The organism is Salmonella sp. JXY0409-18 (assembly GCF_020268625.1).
Lineage (GTDB): Bacteria > Pseudomonadota > Gammaproteobacteria > Enterobacterales > Enterobacteriaceae > Salmonella > Salmonella enterica.
In genome coordinates, this window is the sequence record NZ_CP084216.1 from 4,246,661 (window position 1) to 4,266,258 (window position 19,598).

At 53.8% G+C, this 19,598-nt stretch carries 9 protein-coding genes, 1 tRNA gene and 3 rRNA genes; 3 read left to right on the plus strand and 10 right to left on the minus strand.

The annotated features are described in order from the left end of the window. Window positions 1–67: 67 nt before the first annotated feature. Both LDB27_RS20635 and metH read right to left on the minus strand, forming a co-directional pair. Window positions 68–1,699 (minus strand): Na/Pi cotransporter family protein, encoded by a 1,632-nt coding sequence (locus LDB27_RS20635; protein WP_000956811.1) that lies wholly within the window; start codon window positions 1,697–1,699, stop codon window positions 68–70. 266 nt (window positions 1,700–1,965) lie between these two features. Next, window positions 1,966–5,649: a methionine synthase gene (metH, locus tag LDB27_RS20640; protein WP_000095976.1), complete on the minus strand. Its 3,684-nt coding sequence runs from the start codon at window positions 5,647–5,649 to the stop codon at window positions 1,966–1,968. A 306-nt stretch (window positions 5,650–5,955) separates the two neighbouring features. Here metH and iclR point away from each other — a divergent pair, with 306 nt between their 5' ends. Together iclR and LDB27_RS20650 are read left to right on the plus strand one after the other, a co-directional pair. After that, complete coding sequence (gene iclR, locus LDB27_RS20645) at window positions 5,956–6,780, plus strand: glyoxylate bypass operon transcriptional repressor IclR (RefSeq protein ID WP_000226434.1); 825 nt, start codon at window positions 5,956–5,958, stop codon at window positions 6,778–6,780. Window positions 6,781–6,790: 10 nt separating this feature from the next. Further along, window positions 6,791–7,198 (plus strand): ASCH domain-containing protein, encoded by a 408-nt coding sequence (locus tag LDB27_RS20650; RefSeq protein WP_077905741.1) that lies wholly within the window; start codon window positions 6,791–6,793, stop codon window positions 7,196–7,198. Here the strand turns inward: LDB27_RS20650 and aceK are convergent. The 4 genes from aceK to metA all read right to left on the minus strand — a co-directional run bounded on the left by aceK (window position 7,162) and on the right by metA (window position 13,150). Then, window positions 7,162–8,913, minus strand: a complete 1,752-nt coding sequence (gene aceK / locus LDB27_RS20655; protein WP_001137266.1) for a bifunctional isocitrate dehydrogenase kinase/phosphatase — start codon at window positions 8,911–8,913, stop codon at window positions 7,162–7,164. The two genes, LDB27_RS20650 and aceK, sit on opposite strands and share 37 nt — an antisense overlap. Window positions 8,914–9,014: 101 nt before the next feature. Then, window positions 9,015–10,319: an isocitrate lyase gene (gene aceA / locus LDB27_RS20660; RefSeq protein ID WP_000857878.1), complete on the minus strand. Its 1,305-nt coding sequence runs from the start codon at window positions 10,317–10,319 to the stop codon at window positions 9,015–9,017. A 31-nt stretch (window positions 10,320–10,350) separates the two neighbouring features. After that, entirely contained in the window at window positions 10,351–11,952 is a 1,602-nt protein-coding gene (gene aceB / locus LDB27_RS20665) for a malate synthase A (protein WP_001069378.1), read from the minus strand. A 268-nt stretch (window positions 11,953–12,220) separates the two neighbouring features. Beyond that, a complete protein-coding gene (gene metA / locus LDB27_RS20670) occupies window positions 12,221–13,150 on the minus strand; it encodes a homoserine O-acetyltransferase MetA (protein ID WP_001122767.1) in 930 nt (309 codons plus the stop codon). Between the two features lie 156 nt (window positions 13,151–13,306). On the opposite strand from metA, the gene LDB27_RS20675 reads away from it, so the two are divergent. After that, window positions 13,307–13,744: an acetyltransferase gene (locus LDB27_RS20675; protein ID WP_000973248.1), complete on the plus strand. Its 438-nt coding sequence runs from the start codon at window positions 13,307–13,309 to the stop codon at window positions 13,742–13,744. A 332-nt stretch (window positions 13,745–14,076) separates the two neighbouring features. Here LDB27_RS20675 and rrf read toward each other — a convergent pair. The 4 genes from rrf to LDB27_RS20695 all read right to left on the minus strand — a co-directional run bounded on the left by rrf (window position 14,077) and on the right by LDB27_RS20695 (window position 19,181). After that, a 5S ribosomal RNA gene (rrf, locus tag LDB27_RS20680) occupies window positions 14,077–14,192 on the minus strand. A 197-nt stretch (window positions 14,193–14,389) separates the two neighbouring features. Continuing rightward, window positions 14,390–17,295, minus strand: a 23S ribosomal RNA gene (locus LDB27_RS20685). A 183-nt stretch (window positions 17,296–17,478) separates the two neighbouring features. After that, window positions 17,479–17,554: transfer RNA gene (locus tag LDB27_RS20690), tRNA-Glu, on the minus strand. An 85-nt stretch (window positions 17,555–17,639) separates the two neighbouring features. Beyond that, window positions 17,640–19,181 (minus strand): 16S ribosomal RNA (locus tag LDB27_RS20695). The 16S, 23S and 5S rRNA genes sit together here with 1 tRNA gene alongside, the layout of an rRNA operon. Window positions 19,182–19,598 lie beyond the last annotated feature (417 nt).

Here is a 19,598-nt window from a genome sequence, read left to right on the forward strand (position 1 = left end):
CACATTGAATGCCGAATGGCGGGCCTACGCGCATGTTCTCCGTAGGCTCCGCCATCCGGCATTTCACTTAATACTCGCCCCGTTCCTCGTCCTGATCCGGCTGTTCCAGTACGCTATAGGCGACCGAACAGAACAGTGAGTTAAGACGCTTCATATCGCCCAGCAGCCCTAAATGGAGCGAGCTGGTTTCAATGCTTTGCACGTTCTGCTGGTGCAGGCGGTCGACATGCGCATGTGAGTATCGGCGATTAAGTATACGGAAGCGATGTTTACTGCGGCGCAACCGACGGGCGCTGGTGACATCACCGGAGAAAAAGACCGACATCGCCAGTTGCAGATTACTGAGCAGTTGATCGTAAAGCGCATCCAGCTCTTTCAATCCTTCTTCTGAAAATGCCCGACGCGCCGCCAGCGACTTGTCGGCAATCTCACTGCCCATTCGCTCGATAATATCCGACGCCTGTTCGAGGTTCAGGGCCATCTCAATAATCTCCGCCCACCGGCGGGACTCCTCCGCCGCCAGCTCGTCTTTTGGCATTCGCGCCAGATAAAGCTTAATCGCGGTGTAGAGCACGTTAACGTCATCCGCCAGCTTGCGCAGCGCTTTCTCTTCACGCGGTTCGCCGTGCATGACCTTTTTTAGCCCTTCCATCATCTGTTCCATCGCATCGCCAATGCGCAACACCTCGCGGGCAGCATTAGCCAGCGCCAGCGTTGGCGTATCCAGCGCGCTGACATCCAGATGTTTCGGCTTCAGATGGGTATCCAGTTCAGGCTCATCACGAATAATTCGTTTACAAAAACGCGCCATCAGCTCGGCAAATGGCACCATCGCCAGGCAGCGCACCAGGTTATAGAAAACGTGGAAATAGATCACCAGCTCTGATTTCGGTAGCGATAGCTCATCCATCAGATTCGCCAGCGGATGGACAAACGGCAGGATGACCAGGCTGCCGATCAATTTGAACAATAGGCTGCCGAGCGCTACGCGACGCGCGGCAGCATTGGCGGCGCTGTTATTGAGCATCGCCAGCAGCCCCGATCCCAGATTGGCGCCGATGACCAGGCACAACGCCACCGGGAACGATATAATCCCCGCCGCCGTCAGGGTCGCCGTCAGCAACACCGCCGCCAGGCTGGAATAACTGATAATAGCGAACATCGCGCCAATCAGCGCATCCAGCATAATGTCGCCCGTCAGCGACGCGAAAATGACCTGCACGCCATTAGCTTGAGTGATCGGCGTCACCGCCTGCACAATCAGCTCCAGCGCCAGTAGAATCAGGCCAAGCCCGATACCGACGCGACCCAGCTGCCCGGCGCGGGACTGCTTACGTCCCAAAAAGAAAATCACGCCAATAAAAATCAGCAGCGGCGATAGCCACGACAAGTCAAAGGTGAGAATACGCGCCATTAGCGCAGTACCCACATCAGCGCCCAGCACAATCACCAGAGCTGGCGTCAGGGCGACAAGATCCTGGGCGACAAACGACGTTACCAATAAAGTGGTGGCGTTACTGCTTTGTACCAGCGCGGTAACACCGATACCCGCACAAAAGGCGAGCGGTTTCTTTTCCACGCTGCGGCTGAGGACAGTACGTAGACGCGCGCCAAACACGCGCATTACGCCAGTACGAACGATATGTGTTCCCCATACCAACAGCGCAACGGCAGAAAGTAGATGGAGCAAAGTTAACACGGCGTCAGGTTCTCCTTATCGTTATACGTTTTCCTGAAGCTCACTTGCGATAAATTGCCTGATGGCGCACAGCGTTAAGGCCTGCTGGCGTTGCACGCCACCGGGCTTACCATACGTAATACGGTATGCTGGATAAGGCGTTTACGCCGCCATCCGGCAAATTCAGCGTAGAGCCTTCCTTCAGTATAAGGGTTTAATTGTAAGAAAGAGACAAGGCACCCAATGAGTGCCTTGTATGTTGTAAGGAAAAGTGACGATTTTATGAATCAGTCCGCATCGTAACCCAGGTTCGGCGCCAGCCACCGCTCAACGTTCTCAACGCTCATTCCTTTACGGAAAGCATAATCTGTCACCTGATCGCGTTGAATCTGCGCTACCGCGAAGTATTTGCTCTCAGGATGGCTGAAGTACCAGCCGGAGACCGACGCGCCAGGCCACATGGCGAAAGATTCGGTGAGCTTCATCCCGGTGTGTTTTTCGACATCCAGTAGCTGCCAGATAGTGCCTTTTTCGGTATGTTCCGGGCAGGCAGGATAACCCGGCGCCGGGCGAATCCCCTGGTAGTTTTCGCGGATTAATTCGTCGTTACTCAGGCTCTCGTTCGGCGCATATCCCCAGTAAACCTTACGTACACGCTCATGCAGGTACTCGGCAAACGCTTCCGCCAGACGGTCGGCAATCGCTTTCACCATGATCTTGTTATAGTCGTCGTGTTGCGCTTCGTAAGCATCAGCCAGGGCGTCTTCTTCAAGACCGCCGGTGACGGCAAACGCGCCGATGTAGTCCGCTTTTCCGGACAATTTCGGCGCGACAAAATCCGCCAGACAGTAGTTGGCAAAACCGACTTTCTCAGTCTGCTGGCGCAGGTGGTGGCTGACCGTCAGAACATGAGTACGGGTTTCGTCGCGATAGATTTCGATGTCGTCACCCACACGGTTCGCCGGGAACAAGCCCACCACGCCACGCGGATTCAACAGTTTCTCCGCGCTCAGTTTATCCAGCATGTCGTTGGCGTCTTTAAACAGGCGCTGCGCCTCAACGCCCACCACTTCATCTTCCAGAATACGCGGGTATTTGCCGGCCAGCGACCAGGTCATAAAGAACGGCGTCCAGTCGATGTAGTTGCGCAGCGTTTCGATGCTGGCTTCTACCTCCTGCACGCCCAGACGGTGGGCTACTGGCGGGGTGTAGCGTTCCCAATCGAATGCCAGATCGTTATCGCGCGCCGCTTCCAGCGTGACCGGCGGCGTGCGCGGTTTTTTGCGGGCGTGCTGAATACGCACGGTTTCGTACTCTTTGCGGGTACGGGCGACAAAGTCATCGCGCTGGGTGTCGGAGAGTAGCGCCGCCACCACGCCCACGGTACGCGAAGCATTCTGCACGTAGACCGTCGGACCGCTGTAGTTCTGCTCGATTTTCACCGCGGTGTGCGCTTTCGAAGTGGTTGCGCCGCCGATCAGTAGCGGGATAGTAAAGCCCTGACGCTCCATCTCTTTCGCCACGTTGACCATCTCGTCCAGCGACGGGGTGATAAGCCCGGAAAGACCGATCAGATCGGCATTCACTTCACGCGCCGTTCTGAGGATTTTCTCCGCTGGCACCATCACGCCAAGATCGACGATTTCGTAGTTGTTGCATTGCAGCACCACGCCAACAATGTTCTTGCCAATGTCGTGCACATCGCCCTTCACGGTGGCGATGACCATCTTGCCGTTGCTGGAGCCTTTTTCTTTGCTGGCTTCAATAAACGGCTCCAGGTAAGCCACCGCTTGTTTCATCACGCGAGCGGATTTCACCACCTGCGGCAGGAACATTTTCCCTTCGCCGAACAGGTCGCCGACCACGTTCATGCCGTCCATCAGCGGCCCTTCGATCACCTCAATCGGGCGGGAGGCCTGCTGGCGGGCTTCTTCGGTATCCTGTTCGATAAATTCGGTAATGCCTTTCACCAGCGAGTATTCGAGACGCTTTTTCACGTCCCAGCTACGCCATTCCGCCTGCTGGGCGTTGGCAGCTTCGTCGGTTTTGCTGCCGCGGTATTTCTCCGCCAAATCCAGCAAACGCTCAGTGCCGTCATCGCGACGGTTAAGAATGACATCTTCAACCGCATCGCGCAGTTCGGCAGGCAGGTCGTCATAAATCGCCAATTGCCCGGCGTTGACGATGCCCATGTCCATGCCGTTGCGGATGGCGTAGTAGAGGAATACCGCGTGGATAGCCTCACGTACCGGGTCGTTGCCGCGGAACGAGAAGGACACGTTAGACACGCCGCCGGAGATCAGCGCATGCGGCAGCTCGCGTTTAATATCTTCGCAAGCGCCGATAAAGTCCTGCGCATAGTTGTTGTGCTCTTCAATACCGGTCGCCACGGCGAAGATATTCGGGTCGAAGATGATGTCTTCCGGCGGGAAGCCCACCTCTTCGGTGAGAATTTTGTACGCCCGGCGGCAAATCTCGATTTTACGCTCGCGGGTATCGGCCTGCCCCTGCTCATCAAAGGCCATCACCACCACTGCCGCGCCGTAGCGACGTAGCAACTTCGCATGATGAATAAAAGCTTCCACGCCCTCTTTCATCGAAATAGAGTTGACGATGCCTTTACCCTGAATGCACTTCAGCCCTTTTTCGATAACCTCCCATTTGGAGGAGTCGATCATGATTGGTACACGGGCAATATCCGGCTCACCGGCAATCAGGCTGAGGAAACGCACCATCGCCGCTTCGGCGTCGAGCATCCCCTCATCCATGTTGATATCAATAATCTGCGCGCCGCTTTCGACCTGCTGACGGGCGACATCCAGCGCTTCGCTGTATTTCTCTTCTTTGATCAGCCGTTTAAATTTGGCCGAGCCGGTGACGTTAGTACGTTCGCCGACGTTGACAAACAGGCTGTCGTCGCCAATGTTCAGCGGCTCCAGGCCGGAAAGGCGGCAGGCAACCGGGATATCCGGCAGCTGGCGCGGCGGCAAACCGGCAACGGCGCGGCTCATCGCCGCAATATGCTCCGGCGTGGTGCCGCAGCAGCCGCCAACGATATTCAGGAAGCCCGCCTCCGCCCATTCGCGAATCTGTTTCGCCATGGTGTCGGCGTCGAGGTCGTACTCGCCGAAAGCGTTCGGCAGGCCGGCGTTCGGGTGCGCGGTGACGTAGCATTCGGCAATCCGCGACAGTTCCTGGACGTACTGGCGCAGTTCATCTGGCCCCAGCGCGCAGTTAAGGCCAAAAGTGAGCGCCTCGGCGTGGCGCAGCGAGTTATAAAAGGCTTCGGTAGTCTGGCCGGAGAGGGTGCGACCAGAGGCGTCGGTGATGGTGCCGGAAATCATGATCGGCAGATCAACGCCCAGCGCTTCAAACTCTTCTTTCACCGCAAACACCGCCGCTTTCGCATTCAGGGTGTCAAAGACGGTCTCAATCAGAATCAGATCTACGCCACCTTCCACCAGCGCTTTGGTGGATTCACGGTAGGCCGCCACCAGCTGATCGAAGGTGATATTACGAAACGCCGGGTCGTTGACGTCCGGCGAAATGGAGGCCGTGCGGTTAGTTGGACCAAGCACGCCCGCAACAAAGCGTGGTTTTTCTGGTGTTCGCGCCGTCCATTCATCGGCGCAGGCGCGCGCCAGTTTGGCCGCCGCATAGTTAATTTCCGCCGACAGGGATTCCATCCGGTAATCCGCCATCGCAATGGTTGTCGAGTTAAAGGTGTTGGTTTCGATGATATCCGCGCCAGCCTCAAAGTAGGCGTTGTGGATAGCGGCGATCACCTCCGGCTTGCTGAGTACCAGCAGGTCATTGTTGCCTTTCAGGTCGCAGGGCCAGTCGGCAAAGCGCTCCCCGCGGAAATCTTCTTCATGTAGACGATAGCTCTGGATCATGGTGCCCATACCGCCGTCCAGCACCAGAATACGTTCATTTAACTGCGCACGCAGTTGTTCAACTTTGCTGCTCACACTCGCTCCCGACAACGCTCCACGTAACGAGCCATACTGGCACAAAGCGTGCTGGCGGAAAAGAGAACAACGGGCAACATGAGACATGTTCAGCTTGCTGGCGCTATTGGTTCCGTTTTGCCGGATGGCGGCGCAAGCGCCCTATCCAGCCTACAAATTACTTTGGCGGCTCCCAAAGCGTAGGCCTGATAAGCGAAGCGCCATCGGGCATCCTGTGATGTCACTCATCCGATCAGTTCAGGAACTCTTGCATTATAATTGAATAAAACGAAAATGATTTCCACGATACAGAAAAAGGAGTCTGCCATGGTTGCCCCTGTTCCCGCGAAACGCGGGAGAAAACCTGCCGCTACCACTGCACCCGTAACCGGGCAGGTTCAGTCTTTAACTCGCGGTCTGAAGCTGCTGGAGTGGATTGCCGAGTCCAACGGCAGCGTCGCGCTGACCGAACTGGCGCAACAGGCGGGTTTGCCTAATTCCACTACTCACCGTCTACTCACCACCATGCAGCAGCAGGGTTTTGTCCGCCAGGTCGGTGAGCTGGGCCACTGGGCCGTAGGCGCACATGCGTTTATCGTCGGCAGCAGCTTCTTACAGAGCCGTAATCTGCTGGCGATTGTCCATCCGATTTTGCGCAAACTGATGGAGGACTCCGGCGAAACGGTAAACCTTGCCGTACTCGACCAGAGCGACCATCAGGCCATTATTATCGACCAGGTGCAGTGTACGCAGCTGATGCGTATGTCCGCGCCTATTGGCGGCAAGCTGCCCATGCACGCCTCTGGCGCGGGCAAGGCGTTTTTATCACAGCTCAGTGAGGAACAGGTTACCAGTCTGCTGCACCGCAAGGGGTTGCACGCTTATACCCATGCGACGCTGGTGTCGCCGCTGCATCTGAAAGACGATTTGGCCCAGACGCGCAAGCGCGGCTATTCGTTTGACGATGAAGAACATGCGCTCGGTCTGCGCTGCGTGGCCTCGTGTATTTATGACGAACACCGCGAACCGTTTGCGGCCCTCTCTATTTCCGGCCCCTGCTCACGCATTACTGACGATCGCGTCACCGAACTTGGCGCCATGGTGATTAAAGCGGCGAAAGAGGTGACGCTGGCCTATGGTGGAACTCGCTGAAATGAGCAGCCTGAAATTATACTGGCAGGAGAAGTACCCACAGGCCTTCTGTTGGTCTTTCGGTGATTCGCCGACGCTGGCCGACGAGCTGGCGGCGCTAGTGGTCGCCGGTAAAAAGCGTGGCACCTGTAGCTCGCTGGTTAGCTATCAGAAAGAGCAGCCCCCTGTCACGCCCGGGTCATATCACATTGTGCTCAACGGCACAGGCGACGCCGTGTGCGTCATACGCACGCTGGCGCTCAGGCTGATCCGTTTTAACGAGATGAGCGCCGATCTCGCCGCACTGGAAGGCGAAGGCGATCTTAGCCTGGCGTACTGGCAAGCGGCACACCGGGCCTTTTTTGAGCGCGAGGGTAATTGGTCGCCGGAGATGGAACTGGTTTACGAAGAGTTCGCCGTACTTGAGATCGCGCCGTAACGCACGCTAAAGCGCTGGCGACGACGATAGGCATACACATCTTCTACATGCCCTTCTTTAATACGCGTCTGTAGCGCGCGCCAGTAATCGGCGCGAAACAGGTCGGCATGCATCTCTTCAAACAATGGCCCGATACGCGGATCGGCACACAGCCAGTGGCGAAACTCCTCCGGGAAAACATCACCTGGCGAGACGCTATACCAGGGTTCGCTGGCCAGTTCGTCTTCCGGATAACGCGCTGGCGGAATATCGCGGAAATTCACTTCCGTCATGTAGCAAATTTCATCGTAGTCATAGAACACCACGCGACCATGACGGGTAACGCCAAAGTTTTTAAACAACATATCGCCGGGGAAAATATTAGCGGCGGCAAGCTGGCGAATCGCATTACCATATTCTTCTATCGCATCGCGCAACTGCTGGCCTTCTACCTGTTCCAGCCAGATATTGAGCGGCACCATGCGCCGTTCAATATAGAGATGGCGAATGACGATATGTTCCCCAAGATCGGTAATCTTCTCTGGCGCTTCTTGCCGTAACAGCGCCATCAGCGCCGGATCAATTTGCCGTTTATCCAGTACGAAATTCTCAAACTCCTGGGTATCCGCCATACGACCGACGCGATCATGCTCTTTTACCAGTTGATAACAGGCACGCACATGGGCGGCAGACATCTCTTTCTGCGGGGCGAATTTGTCTTTAATGATTTTAAATACCCGGTCGAAACCTGGCAGGGTAAACACCAGCATCACCATGCCGCGGATACCAGGCGCCTCAATGAATTTCTCATCGCTTTCAGCCAGATAACACAAATATTCGCGGTAGCTTTCGGTTTTCGCATGTTTCTGGCAGCCAATCGCCATATACAGTTCGGCAGTGGTTTTACCCGGCAGGATTTCACGCAACCACTCAACCAGCGCGGCAGGCAGCGGCGCATACACCATAAAATAAGAGCGGGCAAAACCAAACACAATGCTCGCTTCTGCCGTGGTGGTCAGGCAGGTATCGACAAATAGTTCACCCTCATCAGTGCGATGAATCGGCAATAAAAACGGCAGCGTACCGTCAGGTGTGGTTAATTTACCTACCAGCCAGGCCGCTTTATTACGGTAAAACAACTCATTCGCCACCTGGACATGGCAGCGAGGTAGCGCGTCCTCGCCCAGTGTTTCAGTCAGGTGCGCGATAATATAGCGGATATCCCGGCTTTTATTCTGCCAGGGCAGACGCAGCGGTAAGTCACTGAGTATGCGCATCAACAGCGGCTCCCAACCGTGATCGGGAAAGAAGTCTTTGGCCAGCGGGCGCGGGATAGTACGAAAGCGGCGCTCCGGTTGCGAACTGAAAATAAACAACCGCTCGGGTGTTAACGAGCGGTGGTCAAATAACCGGCAATAAACGGAGTTGAAAAAGCTCTCCGCAATCTCGAAGCGCGGGTAATCCGGCAACAGCCGGGTGTAATGCTCTTTAACGCGTAAAAGGAAATCCGCGTCGGTACTTTTGCCATCGGTAATACAGCGCAGTTGCTCCACCACCAAGCCCACATGATGATCATAGAGGTGGATACGGCTTTTCATCGCCTGTTGGACGGCGTGCCAGTCGGCCTGTTCAAAACGCTGCTGCGCGCCGGAAGTCACTTCCAGAAATCGACCATACTGCGCGTCAAAGCCTTGCAGGATGGTTTGAGCAATCAGTAATTCCAGGCCACGCGGCATTTTTTTCCCTCATTCGGCACCACGTCATGCCGGATGGCGCGTTCGCTTATCCGGCCTACGCTATCTGTAGGCCCGGTAAGCGCAGCGCCACCGGGCATCAATCAAAACTGCGATTCTTCGGTGGAACCCGTTAATGCGGTAACGGATGACGCGCCGCCCTGAATAATGGTGGTGACTTTGTCGAAGTAACCAGTACCCACTTCCTGCTGGTGGGAAACAAAGGTGTAGCCATCTTTCGCCGCGGCGAACTCGGGTTGTTGAACCTTCTCAACATAGTGTTTCATGCCCTCGCCCTGAGCGTATGCATGTGCCAGGTCGAACATGTTGAACCACATGCTGTGGATGCCCGCCAGGGTAATAAACTGGTATTTGTAACCCATGTCCGACAACTGCTGCTGGAAGCTGGCAATGGTCTTGTCGTCCAGATTCTTCTGCCAGTTGAAGGATGGTGAACAGTTATAGGCCAGCAGTTTGCCCGGATACTTCGCGTGGATAGCATCGGCAAAACGACGCGCCAGTTCGAGATCCGGCGTAGAGGTTTCGCACCATACCAGATCGGCATACGGGGCATACGCCAGACCGCGGCTGATCGCCTGCTCAATGCCCGCATGGGTGCGGTAGAAACCTTCGCTGGTGCGTTCGCCGGTAATGAAACCGCTGTCATAGGGATCGCAGTCGGAGGTAATCAGATCTGCCGCATCCGCATCGGTACGCGCAATCACCAGCGTCGGGACGCCCATCACATCAGCGGCCAGACGCGCAGCAATCAGTTTCTGAATCGCCTCCTGCGTGGGGACCAGCACCTTGCCGCCCATATGGCCGCATTTCTTCACCGACGCCAGCTGATCTTCGAAGTGAACGGCCGCTGCACCGGCTTCAATCATCGATTTCATCAGTTCGAAGGCATTCAGAACGCCGCCAAAACCGGCTTCCGCATCAGCAACGATCGGCAGGAAGTAATCCACATAGCGCGGATCGTTGGGTTCAATACCGGATGCCCACTGGATCTGATCTGCACGACGGAAAGTGTTGTTGATCCGATCCACTACCGCCGGAACAGAGTTTGCCGGGTACAACGATTGATCCGGATACATGCTGGATGCAAGGTTGGCATCTGCCGCCACCTGCCAGCCTGAAAGATAAATCGCCTCAATACCGGCTTTCGCCTGCTGCAACGCCTGACCGCCAGTCAGCGCGCCAAGGCTGTTGATATAGCCTTTTTTCGCTTCACCGTGCAACAGCCGCCACATTTTCGCGGCGCCGAGCTGCGCCAGCGTGCATTCCGGGTTAACCGAGCCGCGTAATTTCACCACCTCCTCCGCGCTGTACGGGCGGGTGATGCCTTCCCAGCGCGGTTGTGTCCACTCTTTCTGTAATTCTTCGATTTGTTGAGTACGGGTTTTCATGTGCAGATGCTCCATATTGTTATGTGGTGAATTAAGCCAGTAAGCGATAGCCCGGCAGGGTGAGGAAGTCGATTAAGTCATCTGAGGTGGTGATTTGCTCCATCAGACGTGCGGCATCGTCGAAGCGCCCGCTGCTGTAGCGGTGCTCGCCCAGTTCGTCCTGGATTACCCGCATCTCTTCCGCCAACATTTCGCGGAAAAGCGTTTTCGTTACGGGTTTTCCATTGCTCAGTGTTTTCTCATGGTGAATCCACTGCCAGATAGAGGTTCGTGAGATTTCCGCCGTCGCGGCATCCTCCATCAGACCGTAAATCGGTACACAGCCATTGCCGGAGATCCACGCTTCAATGTACTGCACTGCCACGCGAATATTGGCGCGCATTCCCGCTTCTGTGCGTTCGCCTTCACATGGCTCCAGTAACTGTTCAGCGGTAATCGGCGCATCTTCATCACGGGTAATGAACAGCTGATTTTTGTGCTCGCCCAGTACCTCGTTAAAGACGGCCATTGCGGTATCCGCCAACCCGGGATGCGCAATCCACGTGCCGTCGTGGCCGTTGTTCGCTTCCAGCGCTTTATCCGCTTTCACTTTGGCAAGGACCTGATTGTTGCGTTCAACGTCTTTGCTCGGGATAAACGCCGCCATACCGCCCATCGCGAACGCGCCGCGCTTGTGACAGGTTTTGATTAGCAGGCGCGAGTAGGCGCTCAGAAACGGTTTGTCCATCGTTACCACCTGCCTGTCCGGCAAGACGCGATCCGGGTAATTTTTCAACGTTTTGATATAGCTGAAAATATAATCCCAGCGACCACAGTTGAGACCGACGATATGATCACGCAGCGCATGAAGAATCTCATCCATCTGGAAAACAGCAGGCAGCGTTTCAATCAACAGGGTCGCTTTGATCGTACCGCGCGGTAGATTGAAGCGGTCTTCGGCGTAGCTGAAAACTTCACTCCACCAGGCTGCTTCCTGCCAGGCTTGCGTTTTCGGCAGGTAAAAATACGGGCCGCTACCTTTAGCGAGCAGCGCTTTATAGTTGTGGAAAAAGTACAGAGCAAAATCAAACAGGCTGCCGGGAATGGCTTCCCCCCGCCAGGTAACATGTTTTTCTGGCAGATGTAGACCACGTACACGACAAATCAATACGGCCGGATCGGGCTTGAGCTGATAGATTTTTCCGGCTTCGTTGGTATAGCTAATGGTGCCGTTCACCGCATCACGCAGGTTGATTTGACCATCCATAACTTTATTCCAGTCCGGCGCCAGCGAGTCTTCAAAATCCGCCATAAACACTTTCACGTTTGCGTTCAGGGCATTAATCACCATTTTACGTTCAACCGGCCCGGTAATTTCTACTCGGCGATCCTGTAAATCCGCCGGAATACCACGAATCTGCCAATTACTTTCTCTAATGGAAGTGGTTTCCGAAATAAAATCAGGCAACTTACCGTTATCAATATCCTGCTGTTGCTGGATACGTGCAGCCAGGAGTTTATTGCGTTTTGGCGTAAAACGGGTAACTAACTCCGTCAAAAACTCGACTGCCTCAGCGGTCAGGACTTGCTTTTCCAGCTCGCCTTGCGGCCTGGTAAAGGTTAATTCATCAGTTGTGGTTGCCTGTGGATTCATCATGCAGCTCCTCGTTGTTGATCCAGATACATCCCCAATGCGAACGAAGGATCACTGTGCGCTTTTCGTTCAACACAACTAAGACTACTCAATTAAATTTCAAAATCAAAAACAATTTCCATTTTTAATTTAATTATACATTAACCTATTGATAACAATATAAATTAAATTTAATTACATGATGAGGTGCGTTTCGGAAATAAAAAAGGCACCCGAAGGTGCCTGATTCAACATGCTGAAACGCTTTAGGATCGTCAGGAGCAGAAGATTAATCCAGGGTTGGATTCATGTGACGCAGATCATATGGCGTAATCTGGTAGACATAATAGTTGAGCCAGTTAGTAAACAGTAAATTACCGTGGCTGCGCCAGGTTGCGCGCGGTATGTTTTGCGGATCGTTTTTTGGGAAATAGTTGTACGGAACCTCCGGATTTAACCCGGCCTCAACGTCACGAAAATATTCACCCGCTAACGTATGGGCGTCATATTCAGGATGACCGGTGACAAACGCAATACGTTTATCTTTGCTGGCAAACAGGTACGCATCCCCCTCTTCTGTTTCGGCCAGAATTTCAAGATCCGTATAATCCCGTATTAGCGCCGCCGGGAAATCGGCATAGCGTGAGTGTGGCGCAAGAAACGAATCATCAAAACCACGCGTCAACAGAGCATGAGGATGAAGGATGTGATGTTCATAGACGCCGGAAAGTTTATCTGTACGGGTCTGCTTAGGGATACCATAAAGAATATTGAGTGCGGCCTGAACGGCCCAACAGACAAATAGCGTCGAAGTAACGTGATCTTTCGCCCATTCCAGCACCTGCCTAATCTGCGGCCAGTAAGCCACGTCATTAAACTCCACCAGACCCAGCGGCGCTCCGGTCACGATAAGCCCATCAAAGTTCTGATCGCAGATATCGTCGAAGTTACAGTAAAAGTTGTTCAGATGCTCGGCTGGCGTGTTCCTCGACTCGCGGGCATCTATCCGCAGTAGTTGAATATCGACCTGTAATGGCGAGTTCGATAGCAAGCGCAGAAACTGATTTTCCGTTTCAATCTTCTTCGGCATCAGGTTAAGGATAAGTACCTTTAGCGGGCGAATTTCCTGACCTGATGCGCGAGAAGTCGTCATGACGAAGACATTCTCCTCACGTAAAAAATTGACGGCGGGTAGCTCGTCCAGCACGCGAATCGGCATAACCTGATAACCTCACGACATACGTTTAAACGTTTAGACATCCAGATAGCTGAAGATACTCAGAAATCAGGCGAATGTCGAGTCTGCAAGTTCAAGGTGAGAAAGTTTCACGACAGCATTTGCATTAGAATAGAAGTAAGCAAAAAAGGAGTGAAGATGATGATTAACATTCGCCGTTCAAGGCATGAGGAAGGGGAAAAACTGATTGCGATCTGGCGTCGCTCAGTCGATGCCACGCACGATTTTCTGTCAAACGCTTATCGGGCCGAACTGGAAGAACTGGTGAGCGATTTTCTGCCAGAAGCGCCACTATGGGTTGCCGTGACCGATCAGGATGAGCCGGTAGGATTTATGCTGCTTACCGGCGAACATATGGATGCGCTGTTTGTCGATCCGGACGTGCGTGGTCAGGGTATCGGTAAGAGATTAGTTGAACATGCGTTAACACTGGCGCCGGGGTTGACAACCAATGTTAACGAGCAAAATACACAAGCTGTTGGATTTTATAAGAAAATGGGATTTAAGGTGACGGGACGTTCGGAGGTTGACGATCTTGGGAAACCGTATCCATTGTTGAATTTAATTTATCCGTGAGTAGTGGTGCTGCCTGATAAGTGCATACAGGCCGGATAAGGCGAAACTGCCATCCGGCGGTGCCGGTTGCCTGATGGCGCTGCGCTTATCAGGCCTGCATTTTTACAGTTACCACACACGCAAAGAAGCCCGTCCAGACGGACGGGCTTCTTCACTTGTCTGATGCCTGGCAGTTTATGGCGGGCGTCCTGCCCGCCACCCTACGGGCCGTTGCTGCGCAACGTTCAAATCCGCTCCCGGCGGATTTGTCCTCCTCAGGAGAGTGCTCACCGGCAGACCACAGATAAAACAAAAGGCCCTGTCTTCCGACAGGGCCCTTCGTTTTATTTGATGCCTGGCAGTTCCCTACTCTCGCATGGGGAGACCCCACACTACCATCGGCGCTACGGCGTTTCACTTCTGAGTTCGGCATGGGGTCAGGTGGGACCACCGCGCTACTGCCGCCAGGCAAATTCTGTTGCCGGAAACGAATCTTTTACACCGATGCTGCGTTGGCTGCATTCGCAAAGTCAGTCACATACTTCAGTATGCTCCTTCCTTTCCTTCATTTGCCGCCTTGCCTCAGCGTAAAATCTTTCGTTCCCGAAAATCTGTAATCAAAGCTGAAAATCGTCTCTCAGTCCGCCAAAACATCTTCGGCGTTGTAAGGTTAAGCCTCACGGTTCATTAGTACCGGTTAGCTCAACGCATCGCTGCGCTTACACACCCGGCCTATCAACGTCGTCGTCTTCAACGTTCCTTCAGGAGACTCTAAGTCTCAGGGAGAACTCATCTCGGGGCAAGTTTCGTGCTTAGATGCTTTCAGCACTTATCTCTTCCGCATTTAGCTACCGGGCAGTGCCATTGGCATGACAACCCGAACACCAGTGATGCGTCCACTCCGGTCCTCTCGTACTAGGAGCAGCCCCCCTCAGTTCTCCAGCGCCCACGGCAGATAGGGACCGAACTGTCTCACGACGTTCTAAACCCAGCTCGCGTACCACTTTAAATGGCGAACAGCCATACCCTTGGGACCTACTTCAGCCCCAGGATGTGATGAGCCGACATCGAGGTGCCAAACACCGCCGTCGATATGAACTCTTGGGCGGTATCAGCCTGTTATCCCCGGAGTACCTTTTATCCGTTGAGCGATGGCCCTTCCATTCAGAACCACCGGATCACTATGACCTGCTTTCGCACCTGCTCGCGCCGTCACGCTCGCAGTCAAGCTGGCTTATGCCATTGCACTAACCTCCTGATGTCCGACCAGGATTAGCCAACCTTCGTGCTCCTCCGTTACTCTTTAGGAGGAGACCGCCCCAGTCAAACTACCCACCAGACACTGTCCGCAACCCGGATCACGGGTCCACGTTAGAACATCAAACATTAAAGGGTGGTATTTCAAGGCCGGCTCCATGCAGACTGGCGTCCACACTTCAAAGCCTCCCACCTATCCTACACATCAAGGCTCAATGTTCAGTGTCAAGCTATAGTAAAGGTTCACGGGGTCTTTCCGTCTTGCCGCGGGTACACTGCATCTTCACAGCGAGTTCAATTTCACTGAGTCTCGGGTGGAGACAGCCTGGCCATCATTACGCCATTCGTGCAGGTCGGAACTTACCCGACAAGGAATTTCGCTACCTTAGGACCGTTATAGTTACGGCCGCCGTTTACCGGGGCTTCGATCAGGAGCTTCGCTTGCGCTGACCCCATCAATTAACCTTCCGGCACCGGGCAGGCGTCACACCGTATACGTCCACTTTCGTGTTTGCACAGTGCTGTGTTTTTAATAAACAGTTGCAGCCAGCTGGTATCTTCGACTGACTTCAGCTCCATGAGTAAATCACTTCACCTACGTGTCAGCGTGCCTTCTCCCGAAGTTACGGCACCATTTTGCCTAGTTCCTTCACCCGAGTTCTCTCAAGCGCCTTGGTATTCTCTACCTGACCACCTGTGTCGGTTTGGGGTACGATTTGATGTTACCTGATGCTTAGAGGCTTTTCCTGGAAGCAGGGCATTTGTTGCTTCAGCACCGTAGTGCCTCGTCATCACGCCTCAGTGTTAAAGTGAACCGGATTTACCTGGAACACACACCTACACGCTTAAACCGGGACAACCGTCGCCCGGCCAACATAGCCTTCTCCGTCCCCCCTTCGCAGTAACACCAAGTACGGGAATATTAACCCGTTTCCCATCGACTACGCCTTTCGGCCTCGCCTTAGGGGTCGACTCACCCTGCCCCGATTAACGTTGGACAGGAACCCTTGGTCTTCCGGCGAGCGGGCTTTTCACCCGCTTTATCGTTACTTATGTCAGCATTCGCACTTCTGATACCTCCAGCAACCCTCACAGGCCACCTTCGCAGGCTTACAGAACGCTCCCCTACCCAACAACGCATCAGCGTCGCTGCCGCAGCTTCGGTGCATGGTTTAGCCCCGTTACATCTTCCGCGCAGGCCGACTCGACCAGTGAGCTATTACGCTTTCTTTAAATGATGGCTGCTTCTAAGCCAACATCCTGGCTGTCTGGGCCTTCCCACATCGTTTCCCACTTAACCATGACTTTGGGACCTTAGCTGGCGGTCTGGGTTGTTTCCCTCTTCACGACGGACGTTAGCACCCGCCGTGTGTCTCCCGTGATAACATTCTCCGGTATTCGCAGTTTGCATCGGGTTGGTAAGCCGGGATGGCCCCCTAGCCGAAACAGTGCTCTACCCCCGGAGATGAATTCACGAGGCGCTACCTAAATAGCTTTCGGGGAGAACCAGCTATCTCCCGGTTTGATTGGCCTTTCACCCCCAGCCACAGGTCATCCGCTAATTTTTCAACATTAGTCGGTTCGGTCCTCCAGTTAGTGTTACCCAACCTTCAACCTGCCCATGGCTAGATCACCGGGTTTCGGGTCTATACCCTGCAACTTAACGCCCAATTAAGACTCGGTTTCCCTCCGGCTCCCCTATTCGGTTAACCTTGCTACAGAATATAAGTCGCTGACCCATTATACAAAAGGTACGCAGTCACACCCCAAAGGGTGCTCCCACTGCTTGTACGTACACGGTTTCAGGTTCTTTTTCACTCCCCTCGCCGGGGTTCTTTTCGCCTTTCCCTCACGGTACTGGTTCACTATCGGTCAGTCAGGAGTATTTAGCCTTGGAGGATGGTCCCCCCATATTCAGACAGGATACCACGTGTCCCGCCCTACTCATCGAGCTCACAGCACATGCGCTTTTGTGTACGGGGCTGTCACCCTGTATCGCGCGCCTTTCCAGACGCTTCCACTAACACATATGCTGATTCAGGCTCTGGGCTCCTCCCCGTTCGCTCGCCGCTACTGGGGGAATCTCGGTTGATTTCTTTTCCTCGGGGTACTTAGATGTTTCAGTTCCCCCGGTTCGCCTCATTAACCTATGGATTCAGTTAATGATAGTGTGTCGAAACACACTGGGTTTCCCCATTCGGGTATCGCCGGTTATAACGGTTCATATCACCTTACCGGCGCTTATCGCAGATTAGCACGCCCTTCATCGCCTCTGACTGCCAGGGCATCCACCGTGTACGCTTAGTCGCTTAACCTCACAACCCGAAGATGTTTCACTTCGCGTTGCGAAAATTTGAGAGACTCACGAACAACTTTCGTTGTTCTGTGTTTCAATTTTCAGCTTGATCCAGATTTTTAAAGAGCAAATATCTCAAACGTGACTCGTAAGTCAGTTTTGAGATATTAAGGCAGGTGACTTTCACTCACAAACCAGCAAGTGGCGTCCCCTAGGGGATTCGAACCCCTGTTACCGCCGTGAAAGGGCGGTGTCCTGGGCCTCTAGACGAAGGGGACACTGAAGTCTCAATCGCAAGACGCCTTGCTATTCACTTTTCATCAGACAATCTGTGTGAGCACTGCAAAGTACGCTTCTTTAAGGTAAGGAGGTGATCCAACCGCAGGTTCCCCTACGGTTACCTTGTTACGACTTCACCCCAGTCATGAATCACAAAGTGGTAAGCGCCCTCCCGAAGGTTAAGCTACCTACTTCTTTTGCAACCCACTCCCATGGTGTGACGGGCGGTGTGTACAAGGCCCGGGAACGTATTCACCGTGGCATTCTGATCCACGATTACTAGCGATTCCGACTTCATGGAGTCGAGTTGCAGACTCCAATCCGGACTACGACGCACTTTATGAGGTCCGCTTGCTCTCGCGAGGTCGCTTCTCTTTGTATGCGCCATTGTAGCACGTGTGTAGCCCTGGTCGTAAGGGCCATGATGACTTGACGTCATCCCCACCTTCCTCCAGTTTATCACTGGCAGTCTCCTTTGAGTTCCCGGCCGGACCGCTGGCAACAAAGGATAAGGGTTGCGCTCGTTGCGGGACTTAACCCAACATTTCACAACACGAGCTGACGACAGCCATGCAGCACCTGTCTCACGGTTCCCGAAGGCACATTCTCATCTCTGAAAACTTCCGTGGATGTCAAGACCAGGTAAGGTTCTTCGCGTTGCATCGAATTAAACCACATGCTCCACCGCTTGTGCGGGCCCCCGTCAATTCATTTGAGTTTTAACCTTGCGGCCGTACTCCCCAGGCGGTCTACTTAACGCGTTAGCTCCGGAAGCCACGCCTCAAGGGCACAACCTCCAAGTAGACATCGTTTACGGCGTGGACTACCAGGGTATCTAATCCTGTTTGCTCCCCACGCTTTCGCACCTGAGCGTCAGTCTTTGTCCAGGGGGCCGCCTTCGCCACCGGTATTCCTCCAGATCTCTACGCATTTCACCGCTACACCTGGAATTCTACCCCCCTCTACAAGACTCAAGCCTGCCAGTTTCGAATGCAGTTCCCAGGTTGAGCCCGGGGATTTCACATCCGACTTGACAGACCGCCTGCGTGCGCTTTACGCCCAGTAATTCCGATTAACGCTTGCACCCTCCGTATTACCGCGGCTGCTGGCACGGAGTTAGCCGGTGCTTCTTCTGCGGGTAACGTCAATTGCTGCGGTTATTAACCACAACACCTTCCTCCCCGCTGAAAGTACTTTACAACCCGAAGGCCTTCTTCATACACGCGGCATGGCTGCATCAGGCTTGCGCCCATTGTGCAATATTCCCCACTGCTGCCTCCCGTAGGAGTCTGGACCGTGTCTCAGTTCCAGTGTGGCTGGTCATCCTCTCAGACCAGCTAGGGATCGTCGCCTTGGTGAGCCGTTACCTCACCAACAAGCTAATCCCATCTGGGCACATCTGATGGCAAGAGGCCCGAAGGTCCCCCTCTTTGGTCTTGCGACGTTATGCGGTATTAGCCACCGTTTCCAGTAGTTATCCCCCTCCATCAGGCAGTTTCCCAGACATTACTCACCCGTCCGCCACTCGTCAGCAAAGCAGCAAGCTGCTTCCTGTTACCGTTCGACTTGCATGTGTTAGGCCTGCCGCCAGCGTTCAATCTGAGCCATGATCAAACTCTTCAATTTAAAAGTTTGATGCTCAATGAATTAAACTTCGTAATGAATTACGTGTTCACTCTTGAGACTTGGTATTCATTTTTCGTCCTAGGACGTTAAGAATCCGTATCTTCGAGTGCCCACACAGATTGTCTGATAAATTGTTAAAGAGCAGGTGCGACGCGGCTTTCAGCTCACCGTCGCGAGGTGGCGTATATTACGCTTTCCTCTTTCAGAGTCAACCCTGAATTTCAGGATTTTTCTCTTCAACCGACCGGCTGTTTGTGTGAAGTAATTCACATCCGCCGTGTCGATGGAGGCGCATTATAGGGAGTTCTCTGCTGACCGCAATAGAAAAATTGCAGAAAAATGACTGTTTGCTGCATTCCCCAGCAAAACCCCTGGTTATACCCATTTACGCACAGACTTATCCACAAAATGCGCGTT